The organism is Rhodoplanes azumiensis, assembly GCF_042682915.1.
Lineage (GTDB): Bacteria > Pseudomonadota > Alphaproteobacteria > Rhizobiales > Xanthobacteraceae > Rhodoplanes > Rhodoplanes azumiensis.
This window is the reverse complement of record NZ_JBHUIW010000012.1, coordinates 119204-131517: the sequence shown is the minus strand read 5'-3', so window position 1 is coordinate 131517 and position 12314 is coordinate 119204. Positions and strand designations below refer to the sequence as shown.

Below are 12314 nucleotides of genomic sequence, written 5' to 3'. Positions count from 1 at the left end.
CGACACGACCAGGTTCGCCGGCGAAGCCTCGCGTTGGTCGTCGTCCGCGCAGACGGACGACCCGGTATTCACCGATCGACTTCGTATCGGTCGAGAGTCCGCGACTTGAAGGGTTCTCCGCCGTCGCGGGGGGCTTTGCAGAATTTCTCATGCCGGAGCGCGTCGAAGGCGCGAGCCCGGAATCCAGCGGCGAACGCGGCATTCTGACCGAGCAGGATTCCGGTTTCGGGGCGGAGTCTGTGCTCGGGCGGCGCGAAGTATCGACCCGAGCACGCCGCCCAGGAATCACTGAATAATGTGAAGCCTTCGTCTTCGCGGAGCACGACGGCGGAGAGGCTTCGGTCTCGGGCCGGGTTCGACACGGACCAGACGGGTGTGTGGTTCCGCTGCGTCGGCCCGGGCGTGTTCGTGCTCCGTTCGGTCCACCGACGCTGGCCTGGCGAACTGTCGGCAGAGTGGTTCGGATTCGGCTCGTCCGGATGCGTCGTCGCGTCCATAGGACCATCGGCGCACCCGCCGAGGGTGGTAAAGCCGTTGACTTTTTTGCGGTGCGGCTGGAACGTGAGCGGCTTCTCAACACCTCGTTTTTTCCGATGCGGATAGCGTAACACCATGTTCAAGCGGATCCTGATCGCCAACCGCGGCGAGATCGCGTGCCGGGTCATCAAGACGGCGCGTCGGATGGGCATCGAGACCGTCGCGGTTTTCTCGGACGCCGACAAGGACGCGCTTCACGTCGAGATGGCCGACACCGCGGTCCATATCGGCCCGCCGCCGGCGGCGCAGAGCTATCTGGTCATCGAGAAGATCGTCGCCGCCTGCAAGGCGACCGGCGCCGAGGCGGTGCATCCCGGCTACGGCTTCCTGTCGGAGCGCGAGGCCTTCGCGGCGGCGCTCGCCGAGGCCGGCATCGTGTTCATCGGCCCGAACGTCCGCGCCATCGCGGCGATGGGCGACAAGATCGAATCCAAGAAGGCGGCCGCGCAGGCTGGCGTGTCGACCGTGCCGGGCTTCCTCGGCATCATCGAGGACGACGCCCACGCGGTGCGGATCGCCGAGGAGATCGGCTATCCGGTGATGATCAAGGCCTCGGCCGGCGGCGGCGGCAAGGGCATGCGCATCGCCTACGACCGCTCCGAGGTGGCCGAGGGCTTCAACCGCTCGAAGTCGGAGGCGAAGTCGGCCTTCGGCGACGACCGCGTCTTCATCGAGAAGTTTATCGTCGATCCGCGCCACGTCGAGATCCAGGTGCTCGGCGACAAGCACGGCAACGTCATCCATCTCGGCGAGCGCGAATGCTCGATCCAGCGCCGCAACCAGAAGGTCGTCGAGGAGGCGCCGTCGCCGCTGCTCGACGCCGAGACGCGCGAGAAGATGGGCACCCAGGCGGTCGCGCTGGCCAAGGCGGTCGGCTACGATTCCGCCGGCACGGTCGAGTTCGTCGCCGGCCAGGACAAGAGCTTCTACTTCCTGGAGATGAACACCCGTCTGCAGGTCGAGCATCCGGTGACCGAGCTGATCACCGGCGTCGATCTCGTCGAGCAGATGATCCGGGTCGCCGCCGGCGAGCCGCTGCAGCTGAAGCAGAGCGACATCCGGATCTCCGGCTGGGCCGTCGAGAGCCGCGTCTATGCCGAGGATCCGTCGCGAAACTTCCTGCCGTCGATCGGCCGCATCGTGCGCTTCCGCGCCCCGGTCGAGCGCAACGGCACCGCCTTCGATCCGGTGACGGTGCGGGTCGACACCGGCGTCTACGAGGGCGGCGAGATCTCGCTCTACTACGATCCGCTGATCGCCAAGCTGATCACCCACGCGGACACGCGCATCGCGGCGATCGACGCGCAGGCGCGCGCCCTCGACAGCTTCTATGTCGAAGGCATCCGCCATAACATCCCGTTCCTCGCGACCCTGATGCAGCACGAGCGTTGGCGGGCCGGGCGGCTCTCCACCCGGTTCATCGCCGAGGAGTGGCCGGACGGCTTCCATCCGCTGCCGGCCACCGGCGACCGCGCCAAGATCATGGCCGCGGTGGCGGCCGTGATGGAATTCCAGACGACCGAGCGCAAGCGCAAGATCTCGGGCCAGATGAAGCACCCGCACGTGCCCGGCGACCGCCGCCGCATCGTGCTGGTCGGCGATCAGGAGGTCGAGCTCGAGGTCGAGCGCGAGGGCAACGGCATCGACGTCCACTTCATCGAGGACGGCAAGCGCGGGCGCAAGCGCTACACCGAATCGACCTGGAAGCCCGGTGAGGCGCTGTGGCTCGGCGTCATCGACGACGAGCCGATCGCCGTGCAGGTGCGCGACATCCCGAACGGCCATCTGATGACCCACCACGGCATCGAGGTGAAGGTCTACGTCTACAAGCCCTGGGAGGCCTTCGCGGTCCGCCTGATGCCCGAGAAGGCGAAGAGCGACACCGGCAAGCGGGTGCTGTGCCCGATGCCGGGCCTCGTCATCTCGGTCGAGGTGACGGCGGGCCAAGAGATCAAGGCCGGCGAGACGCTCGCCGTGATCGAGGCGATGAAGATGGAGAACGTGCTGCGCGCCGAGCGCGACGGCACGGTGGCCAAGGTGCACGCCAAGAAGGGCGACAGCCTGCCGGTCGACGCCGTCATCCTGGAGTTCGCCTGATCGGCGACGCGCCGACGCCCGCCCGCGGCCTCGCGCCGCGGGGGGGCGCGACGGTGCCGGACCACCTTGTCAGCTTCGCCGTCGATCGCTCACAATGACTGCGTGCTCCCGGAGCGGTTTTCGGTTCCGATGACTCGGACCCGAGAGCCGCTTTAGTGTCGACACAGTCGGGCGCCAGGACGGTGCCGGTCGTTCCGCCGGAGGAGGGCGGCCCGGTCGTCGACCGGGTCGAGGTGAGACGGGCGTGGCGTGCGTGACGCATCGCGTGCGGGTCGCATTTCGTGCGGGTCGCATTGGGTGCGCGTCGCCGGACGCCGTTCCCTCGTCGTCGGGGCCAGCATCTGGGGACGAGCAGCATGAACGACGTGAATGCCGATGCGGTGAACCTGCAGGACTGGGTCGGGCGCACCGAGGAGGCGAGCGACCAAGCCTATCCGACACCGCCGCGCGCGCTCGCCGCGACGCTCGACCAGGTTGGCACCGACTATGCGGTCGGCACGCCGCTGCCGGAGCTGTGGCACTGGCTCTACTTCCTGCCGATGGCGCCGGCCCGCGAGATCGGCCCCGACGGACACCCCAAGCGCGGCGGCTTCCTGCCGCCGATATCGCTCGAGCGCCGCATGTGGGCGAGCGGCCGCTACGTGTTTCGCGACCGGCTGCGCGTCGGCGACGTGCTGCACAAGACGTCCGAGATCATCAAGGTCGCCGAGAAGGACGGCAAGACCGGCCGGATGGTGTTCGTCACGGTGCGCCACACGGTGCGCTCCGGCCGCGGCCTCGCGGTCGAGGAGGAGCAGGACATCGTCTATCTGCCGATGCCCAAGGTGTTCACCCCGCCGCCGCCCACCAAAGCGCCCGCGAGCCCGAGCTGGAGCGAGCCCGTGTCGCTCGATCCCGTGCTCTTGTTCCGCTTCTCGGCGTTGACCTTCAACGGCCATCGCATCCACTACGATCTGCCCTACGCCAAGGAGACCGAGAAGTATCCGGGCCTGGTGCTGCACGGGCCGCTGCAGGCACTCCTCCTGCTCGAGGCGGCCAAGCGCCGCGCGCCCGATCGGGTGCCGGCGGGCTACTCGTTCCGCGCCGTGCATCCGGTGTTCGGCCACGACCGCGTCACCCTGATGGGTGTCGCCCGCGACGACGGCGGCACCGATCTGTTCACCGTCAACGGCGACGGCCATGTCGGCATGCAGGCGACCGTGGGTTGGAGCTGATCGGTTGGAGCGGATTGGCTTGAAGCGGATTGGCTTGAAGCAAGGTGCCCCCTCACGCGGTGCGCTGACCGCTCGGACGCAATGAAAGCCGGCAGACTCGCATGACCGATCGCCTCGAACGTTCCATCCTGATCGTGCCGGCCTCCAACTGGAGCATGATCCAGAAGGCTGCCGCCGCGAATGCCGATGCGGTCTGCATCGATCTCGAGGACGCCGTCGCGCCCGCCGAGAAGGAGGCGGCGCGCGGCAACGTGGTGCGCGCCTTCAAGGAGCTCGATTTCGGCCGCAAGCTGCGCCAGTTCCGGATGAACGGCCTCGACACCTCGTTCGCCTATCGCGACCTCATCGAGGTGGTCGAGGAGGCGGGCGACCGCGTCGATCTCGTCGTCGTGCCGAAGGTGAGCGCCGCGTCCGACGTTCATTTCGTCGCGACGCTGCTGACCCAGATCGAGGCCGCGATGGGTCTCGCGCGCCCGATCGCCATCGAGGCGCTGATCGAGACGGCGCTCGGCGCCGTCGACATCCGGGCGATCGCGTCGTCGTCGCCGCGGCTCGAGGCGCTGATCTACGGGGCCGGCGACTACGCGGCGTCGGTGTGGATGCCGATGGCTTCGATCGGCGAGCCGGACGAGCACGACACGCTTTATCCGGGCCATCGCTGGCACCACATCATGCACACGATCGTCACGGCGGCGCGCGCCTTCGACAAGCGGGCGATCGACAGCCCGTTCGCCGGGATCCGCGATCCGGAGGGCTTCGCCAAGGCATGCCGGATCGCCCGCGCCATGGGCTTCGACGGCAAGTGGTGCATCCACCCGGCCCAGATCGACACCGTCAACGCGACCTTCGTGCCGCCCGAGAAGGAGCTCGCCTGGGCGATCCGGGTGCTCGACGCCTGGCACGAGGCGAGCCGCCAGGGCCACGGCGCCATCAGCCTCGACGGCCGCATGGTCGACGTCGCCTCGATCCGGATGGCGCAGACGATCGTATCCCGCGCGAAGCTCGCCGGGCTGCTGCCGGAGGGGTGAGGTGGTCACACCGTTCGACCCGTCATCCTGAGGAGCTCGCCGCCGGCGAGCCTCGAAGGATGAACGGCCACGGTCGAGGCGGCCGTCGCCCTTCGAGGCCCCGCTTCGCGGGGCCCCTCAGGGTGACGGATCAAGAGCGAGAGTCGAGGGAGCGTGATGGTCAAGGTGCTGGAGGGAATGCGCGTCGTCGAAGGGTCGGCGTTCGTGGCGGTGCCGTTCGCCGGGATGACGCTGGCGCAGCTCGGCGCCGACGTGATCCGCTTCGACCGCATCCGCGGCGGGCTCGACTATCACCGCTGGCCGGTGACCAAGGACAACCAGAGCCTGTTCTGGGCCGGCCTCAACAAGGGCAAGCGCTCGCTCGCCGTCGACATGGCGACGCCGCGCGGCCAGGAGATCGTCACAAGGCTGATCTGCGAGCCCGGGCCCGACCGCGGCATGTTCCTGACCAATCTGCGGGTGCGCGGCTGGATGGATTACGACAACCTGCGCAAGCACCGCGAGGATCTCATCATGGTCGCGCTCTCCGGCGACCGCCACGGCGGCCCGGCCGTCGACTACACGGTCAACCCGGCCGTCGGCTTTCCCTCCGCCACCGGGCCGGAGGGCTCGCAGGATCCGGTCTGCCACGTGTTGCCGGCCTGGGATCTGATCACCGGCCAGAAGGTCGCGCTCGGCCTGATGGCGGCGGAGCGTCACCGGCGGCTCACCGGCAAGGGCCAGCTTGTCGAGCTCGCGCTCAAGGACGTCGCGCTGGCGACGCTCGGCCATCTCGGGATCATCGGCGAGGTGCAGGTCAACGGCTTCGACCGGCCGCGCTACGGCAACGCCCTCTACGGCGCCTACGGCCAGGACTTCGAGACCGCGGACGGCCGGCGGGTGATGATCGTCGCTTTGACGAATCGCCAGTGGGACGGGCTGCGCCACACGACCGGACTGCACGAGGAGTTCGACGATCTCGGCGTGCGGCTCGGCCTGCGGCTGTCGCGCGAGGGCGACCGCTTCAAGGCCCGCAAGGAGATCACCGAGATCCTCGCGCCGTGGTTCCGCGAGCGCTGTGTCGAGGACTTCGCCGGCTCGCTCGACGAGCACGGCGTCACCTGGTCGGTGTTCCGCACCTTCCGCCAAGTCACCGAGGAGGATCCGGACTGCTCGACCGAGAACCCGATGTTCTCGCGGCTCGAGCAGCCCGGCATCGGCGCGTATCTGGTGCCCGGCACGCCGTTCGAGTTCTCCGAGCTCGAGCGCGAGCCGCCGCGTCGCGCCTCGCAGCTCGGCGAGCACACCGACCAGATCCTCTCCGAAATCGGCTATCCGGACCACGAGATCGCCTGGCTGCACGACCACCACATCGTCGCCGGCCCGAAGCGGTAGGCGAGGTTGGCGTCGTCACGGCCCGATCCCCTTCGGCCTTCGTGTGGCGCCGGATTGTGATATGAGCTGACGGTCTTCTTCCGAGACCGAGGCTTCAAGTCGACCGGCGATGCGTATTCTGGTTGTCACCCATCACTTCTTCGAGCCGGCCGAGGATCCCGCCGCGACGTTCTTCGCGAGCCGCATCGATCCGGTCGCACGCATCGCCGCCGTCAACGCCATGCTGGTGGCGTTCCATCGCCATTTCGGGCCGCGTCGGCACGCCGAAAACGCGGCCGCAGGCTTCCCGGGCGACTCCGGCGAGCGGGTGCTCGACATCGTGGTCCTTCAGGTGCCCGGCAAGGGCATCATGGAGCATGTCGGGATCGATCCCTCGACCTACACGCTCGAAGAGTGGGACGGGCCGCCCATGCAGCTCGGCTTCGAGACGCAGCGCGTGATCCGTGAGCGCCTTGGTCAGTATGATTTCTACGCCGTGGTCGAGGACGACATGCTCGTCCACGACCCGCTGTTCTTCGACAAGCTCGCGTGGTTCGAGCGCGAGTTCGGGCCGGAGCGGCTGCTCCTGCCGCTGCGCTACGAGATGGCGCAGTCGGGCACGCCCGCCCTGGTGGCGGCCTGGCCGGTCATTCCGGTGGACAGTCTGTACGCCTTCGGGATGCGACGTGCGAGCGCGCCGGAACGGCTCGCCGGCCGCTTCCACGGCCGCGAGCAGGGCTTCGCGCCGCCCCGCAATCCGCATGTCGGCGGCTTCTTCGTCAGCGATGCGCAACTCCGCCGCTGGGTCGACACGCCGTGGTTCTACGATCGCGACGCCTCGTTCGCCGGACCGCTCGAGAGTGCCATGACGCTGGCGCTGTGTCGGGCGTTCGACGTCTACCAGCCGGCGGCGCCCGATCCGTTCTTCCTGTCGATCGAGCATTTCGGCACGCGCTACGCCCGCGGCTTCGCCCCGCCCGGGGTCACCTACGGCGATCCGCCGCTGCTGAGCCTCGCGCGCCGCGCCGCCGCCGGGGCGAACGAGGTGGGCCTCGGCGATCTCCTCGCCGTGTCGGATCGCGAGCTGAACAAGCTGATGAACGAACGGGACACGCTGCTCGGCGAGCTCTCCGCCCTGCAGCGATCGCGATCGAAGCTGTTCAAGACGCTCCTGCGGACGCTCTGGCGCAAGGCCTGAGCAGGGGGCCGCCGCCGCGACGGAAGCGGCGCGCGGTCGTCGAGATCGCCGTCTGAGGAATCGAAGTCTCGGATCGCCAGTGACGCTTCGTTCAGGATGATCTCGGGCTAGGCGTGACGTCGTAATTCTACGTGTTCATATAGGGAATCATCCCGCGAGACGCGCCGAAACATTAACCGCGGCGTCCGGTGGGTCGAAATCGTCGAATTCGGGACCAGGGGCATTAACTCTGCTTTCAGAGGTCGAGACTGTACTGGTCGCGGGTGGAATTTTACGGGTCGTGTACGGGCATGATGAGCGTTCCCTCCCTGATCGACGAGCTGGAGCGGACGCTGAGCGCGGGATCCAGCGTGCAGCGCGCCGACATCCTGCGGCGCGTCAGTGATCTGTTCCTGTTGAACGTCGAGAGCTACACGGAGGACCACGTCGCCGTGTTCGACGACGTGATGCTGCACCTGATCGACAAGATCGAGCGCAGCGCGCTGATCCGTCTGTCGAAGCAGCTCGCGCCCGCCGCCAATGCGCCGGTCCGCACCGTCCATTCGCTCGCCGAGCACGACGACATCGCGATCTCCGGGCCGCTGATCGAGCGCTCGAAGATCCTCTCCGACGACTTCCTGATCGAGCTCGCCAAGACCAAGAGCCAGGCCCATCTCGCCGCCATCGCGGGCCGCGAGACGCTGACCGAGCGGGTCACCGAGGTGCTGGTCGAGCGCGGCGACGACGAGGTCACGCTCAAGGTCACGGGCAATCACGGCGCCCGCTTCTCGCGGCCGAGCTTCATGAAGGTGGCCGAGAAGGCGCAGGCGGACGGGCGGCTGGCCGAGCAGTTCGTCGCCCGCTCCGACATCCCGCCGGACGTCTTCCAGCACCTGCTGCGCAAGGCCACCGAGGTGGTCAAGAATCGGCTCCTCAAGAACGCCGATTCCGACATGCGGGTGCGCATCACCAAGACGCTCGCCGACATCGCGACCGAGGTGGCGCGCGAGCGCGCCCAGATCGACAAGGACAGCTACTCGCCCGGCACGGTGCTGCATCTCGACGCCGACCGCCTGAAGTCGAAGGTCGGCGAGCTCGCCCGCGCCGGCAAGCGCACCGAGACGATCGAGGCGCTCGCCGCGCTGAGCAAGCTGCCGGTGCCGACGGTGAAGAACCTGATGCGCCAGGGCGCCACCGACGGGCTCCTGATCCTGTGCAAGTCGATCGGGCTCGGCTGGCCCGACGCCAAGCGGGTGCTGGCGACGGTCGGCAACGTGTCCGGCGAGGCGGAGACCAAGAAGGCGTTCGAGCGCTATCTGGCGCTCACCGCCGACACGGCCAACCGGGTGGTGCGCTTCGTCAAGTCGTGCAAGGCGATCTCCAAGGCCGACTTCCAGCGCATGCTGTGACGGCGCGAGCCGTGATAGATTGGTTTTCACGGACGTCCCCCCACCCTCCGCTCAGTCCCGCGAAAGCGGGGCTCTAGAGTTCCTCGTCGTGACGCCCCTGGATCTCCGCTTTCGCGGGGACGAGCGGAAGTCGGGTCCGATCCGTCGATCCGACCGTCGTTCCACGGCCTACCGTCGACTGCCATGACGCTCTGCTTCGCCTACGGATCCAACATGAGCCGCGCCCTGATGCGCCGGCGCTGCCCGACCGCCCACGAGATCGGCCTCGGCGTGCTCGACGGCCATGCCGTGATCGTCAACGACGACGGCTATGCCACCGTGGTGCCGGCCGCCGGCGGCCGGGTCGAAGGCGTGCTCTGGCGCCTCGGCCCGCGCGACCGCGCCGCCCTCAACGCCTACGAGCGGACCGATATCGGCCTCTATCGGGCCGTGACGCTGCCGATCCGGCTCGGCGGCCGGCGTGTCCCGGCGCTCGTCTATGTCGCCCGCTCACGCCGCGCCGGACGGCCGCGGCCCGGTTACATGGCCCTGGTGGTCGGTGCCGCCCGCGAGGTCGGTCTGTCCGACGCCTATGTCACGACGCTCGCCCGCATGGCGCCGGCGGGCTTTTCGGGCGCCCGGGGGCGCGAGATCGGAGAGATCGCGTGACCGCGCCCGGCATCGTCGTCCTGCACCTCCTGGTGCGCGGCCGCGTCCAGGGCGTCGGCTATCGCGGCTGGAGCGAGCACGAGGCGACCCGCCTCGGCCTCGAAGGCTGGGTGCGCAACCGGGTCGGTGGGGCGGTCGAGATCGTCGTCGCCGGGCCGGCCGAGATGGTCGAAGCGTTCGTCGCCGCCTGCCGGCGCGGGCCGTTCCGCGCGCGCGTCGACGACATCGCGATCGACCAGGCGACGCCGCGCGAATTGGAGCATCGCCGGCCGGGCGAGCGATTCTCCGTGCTGTCGACGATGTGAGGCGCCTCGGTCGTTCCGGGGCGCGGCGGAGCCGCGAACCCGGAATCCAGCAGAGCACTCGGTGCTTGCGGCTGGATTCCGGGTTCGTGCGCCTTCGGCACGCGCCCCGGAATGACGGCCGGGGGCTGGGCACGCCAGGCGCACCTCAATCCCCGTGATCGCGCGCCGGTGAAAAAATCTCGGGCGGCGGGCCGGGCAGGGGGCGCACCGGGCCGAACACCGCCTCGAATCCCGCCTTCAGCAGCGTGTCGACCTCCGGCATCTCGACCAGATGGCCGAGATCGACCAGGCTGGTGACGCCGTACCGCGGATCGGCGATGCCGCACGGCACGATGCCGGAGAAATGCGTCAGGTCCGGGTCGACGTTGAGGCTGATGCCGTGCAGGCTGACCCAGCGCTTCAGCCGCACCCCGATGGCGGCGATCTTGTCCTCGCGGCCGTCGCCGCGCTCCGGCCGCGCCACCCAGACGCCGACTCGGCCCTCCCGCGTCTCGCCGCGAATATTGAGGCGCGCCAGCGTGTCGATGATCCACGCCTCGAGCGACGCCACGAACCAGCGCACGTCGGGCTTGCGGCGGCGCAGGTCGAGCATCACATAGGCGACCCGCTGGCCGGGCCCGTGATAGGTGAGCTGCCCGCCGCGCCCGGCCGTGTGGACCGGGAAGCGGCTGTCGAGCAGATCCTCGGCCCGGGTGCTGGTGCCGGCCGTGTAGAGGGGCGGGTGCTCGATCAGCCAGACCAGCTCGGGCGCCGTGCCGGCCGCGATGGCGGCGGCGCGCGCCTCCATCACGGCGAGCGCCTGCGCGTAGTCGACTGGCGCATCGGCGATGCGCCACTCGACCGGACCGAGCGGGGCGGCGCCGGCCGTGTCCCCGCCCGGCGCATCGGGAGCGTCGATGTTAATCACCTGCTAACCATAACCGTGGTGTTCTCTCGGCCGGGGAGACTATGCTGGGGGATCGTCGCGGTGGCCACGCTCGACACTGTTTCGCTCGACATCGCGGTGGTGCTCGGCTCGACCGTGATGCCGGTGCACCAGGTGCTGCGGCTCGGCCGCGGCGCCATCATCGAGCTGGACAGCAAGGAGAACGACTCCGTCAAGATCCTCGTCAACAACCACCCCGTGGCCGAGGGCGCCGTGGTGGTCTCGGGGAGCCGCATCGGCGTCGAGGTCCGCCGCATGCTGCCGCGCTCACCGGAGTACAGATAGGATCGGCCGTCCGGCACCGCCCCGCTCGCCAGGGCATGGCGGTTGCGCGAAGGCGGCTCGTCGGGCCACGGAGCCTCCGGCCGGGACGTCGCCGCGCCCGGTGCGTTCGGCGTCGGCCACGGATTTCCATCCATTACCAGCCTTTCCGCCGGGCCGGGGGCGGAGATCCGCCCGCAGCGCGCCGCTCGGCGTCCCGGGCCGGGCTCGCCGGCCCGGCATGACGACGCTCCGAGGCGGCCGCCGCGTCCCGTCCGGTGCATCGCACCCCTGGCGGCGTGGCTATCCTGTCACTATACGGGGCTGACGGCCCGACCCGAGCGGCGATCGGCGCGGCGTCGAACATGCTTGAACCGACCCCGGGAAGGTCGGCCGATGACGCCGTCAGATGACGCCGTCACACGAATCGAAGATGCGTATCCCCATGCTGGTCGACAGTCACTGCCATCTCGACTTCCCCGACTTCGCCGACGATCTCGACGGGATCGTCGCCCGGGCACACGCCGCAGGCGTCGGCCGCATGGTGTCGATCTCCACCCGGGTGCGCCGGCACGACGCGTTGCTCGCCATCGCCGAGCGCTACGACAGCGTCGTCTGCTCGGTCGGCACCCACCCGCATCATTCCGGCGAGGAGCGCGACGTCACGCTCGACGACCTGCTCGTGCGGGCCGCGCACCCGAAGGTCGTCGCCATCGGCGAGGCCGGGCTCGACTACTTCTACGACTACGGCCCGCGCGACGCGCAGGCGGCGAGCTTCCGCATCCACGTCGAGGCTGCGCGACGGACCGGCTTGCCGCTCGTCGTCCACACCCGCGAGGCCGACGCCGACATGCAGGCGATCCTGGAGGAGGAGGCCGGGCGGGGGCCGTTCACGGCGGTGCTGCACTGCTACACGGGGGGCCGGGAGCTCGCGTTCCGGGCCGTCGAGCTCGGCCACTACGTGTCGTTCACCGGCATCGTGACGTTCAAGAAGTCGGAGGATCTGCGGGCGCTCGCGGCGAGCCTTCCGGCTGATCGCATCCTGGTGGAGACCGACGCGCCCTATCTGGCGCCGGGAAAATACCGCGGCAAGCGCAACGAGCCGGCCTATGTGGTCGAGACCGCGAAGGTGCTGGCCGAGACCCGCGGCGTCACGCCGGAGGCTTTCGCCGCGCAGACGACCGAGAACTTCTTCCGGCTGTTCGCGAAGACGCCGCGGCCCGCCGGGGTGGGGACGTGATATGAGGGCACCGGCGTTCTCCGGTCGTTCCGGGGCGCCGCGCAGCGGCGAACCCGGAAGCTATAGGAGAGTTCGGCACGCGTGACTGGATTCCGGGTTCGCGCCTGCGGCGCGCCCGGG

Annotated in this window: 12 protein-coding genes; 10 read left to right on the top strand and 2 right to left on the bottom strand. The window is 69.2% G+C overall.

The window, feature by feature from the left end; all coding sequences use genetic code 11:
* Positions 1 to 68: 68 nt before the first annotated feature.
* Positions 69 to 614, bottom strand: a complete 546-nt coding sequence (locus ACFSOX_RS12240) for a P-loop NTPase family protein (RefSeq protein ID WP_378478092.1) — start codon at positions 612 to 614, stop codon at positions 69 to 71.
* On the opposite strand from ACFSOX_RS12240, the gene ACFSOX_RS12235 reads away from it, so the two are divergent.
* The 8 genes from ACFSOX_RS12235 to ACFSOX_RS12200 all read left to right on the top strand — a co-directional run bounded on the left by ACFSOX_RS12235 (position 613) and on the right by ACFSOX_RS12200 (position 9768).
* Complete coding sequence (locus tag ACFSOX_RS12235; protein WP_378478091.1) at positions 613 to 2634, top strand: acetyl-CoA carboxylase biotin carboxylase subunit; 2022 nt, start codon at positions 613 to 615, stop codon at positions 2632 to 2634. The genes ACFSOX_RS12240 and ACFSOX_RS12235 overlap by 2 nt on opposite strands.
* Positions 2635 to 2990: 356 nt before the next feature.
* Entirely contained in the window at positions 2991 to 3848 is an 858-nt protein-coding gene (locus ACFSOX_RS12230; protein ID WP_378478090.1) for an HTD2 family dehydratase, read from the top strand.
* A 101-nt stretch (positions 3849 to 3949) separates the two neighbouring features.
* A complete protein-coding gene (locus ACFSOX_RS12225) occupies positions 3950 to 4876 on the top strand; it encodes an HpcH/HpaI aldolase/citrate lyase family protein (RefSeq protein ID WP_378478089.1) in 927 nt (308 codons plus the stop codon).
* A gap of 156 nt (positions 4877 to 5032) precedes the next feature.
* Positions 5033 to 6250, top strand: coding sequence for a CoA transferase (locus ACFSOX_RS12220; RefSeq protein WP_378478088.1), 1218 nt, complete (start codon positions 5033 to 5035; stop codon positions 6248 to 6250).
* Between the two features lie 109 nt (positions 6251 to 6359).
* The gene (locus ACFSOX_RS12215) at positions 6360 to 7427 is read left to right on the top strand and encodes a hypothetical protein (protein WP_378478087.1); all 1068 of its coding nucleotides are present in this window, start codon (positions 6360 to 6362) and stop codon (positions 7425 to 7427) included.
* Positions 7428 to 7720: 293 nt separating this feature from the next.
* On the top strand, positions 7721 to 8815 hold the full coding sequence (locus ACFSOX_RS12210; RefSeq protein ID WP_378478086.1) for a DUF2336 domain-containing protein: 1095 nt from the start codon (positions 7721 to 7723) through the stop codon (positions 8813 to 8815).
* A gap of 183 nt (positions 8816 to 8998) precedes the next feature.
* On the top strand, positions 8999 to 9463 hold the full coding sequence (locus ACFSOX_RS12205) for a gamma-glutamylcyclotransferase family protein (protein WP_378478085.1): 465 nt from the start codon (positions 8999 to 9001) through the stop codon (positions 9461 to 9463).
* Entirely contained in the window at positions 9460 to 9768 is a 309-nt protein-coding gene (locus ACFSOX_RS12200; protein WP_378478084.1) for an acylphosphatase, read from the top strand. The genes ACFSOX_RS12205 and ACFSOX_RS12200 overlap by 4 nt, the downstream gene beginning before the upstream one ends.
* Before the next feature lie 145 nt (positions 9769 to 9913).
* Here ACFSOX_RS12200 and lipB read toward each other — a convergent pair whose 3' ends face one another.
* Complete coding sequence (gene lipB / locus ACFSOX_RS12195) at positions 9914 to 10666, bottom strand: lipoyl(octanoyl) transferase LipB (RefSeq protein WP_378478111.1); 753 nt, start codon at positions 10664 to 10666, stop codon at positions 9914 to 9916.
* A gap of 69 nt (positions 10667 to 10735) precedes the next feature.
* Here lipB and ACFSOX_RS12190 point away from each other — a divergent pair, with 69 nt between their 5' ends.
* The gene (locus tag ACFSOX_RS12190) at positions 10736 to 10978 is read left to right on the top strand and encodes a FliM/FliN family flagellar motor switch protein (RefSeq protein ID WP_111355802.1); all 243 of its coding nucleotides are present in this window, start codon (positions 10736 to 10738) and stop codon (positions 10976 to 10978) included.
* Positions 10979 to 11399: 421 nt separating this feature from the next.
* On the top strand, positions 11400 to 12194 hold the full coding sequence (locus ACFSOX_RS12185) for a TatD family hydrolase (protein WP_378478110.1): 795 nt from the start codon (positions 11400 to 11402) through the stop codon (positions 12192 to 12194).
* Positions 12195 to 12314 lie beyond the last annotated feature (120 nt).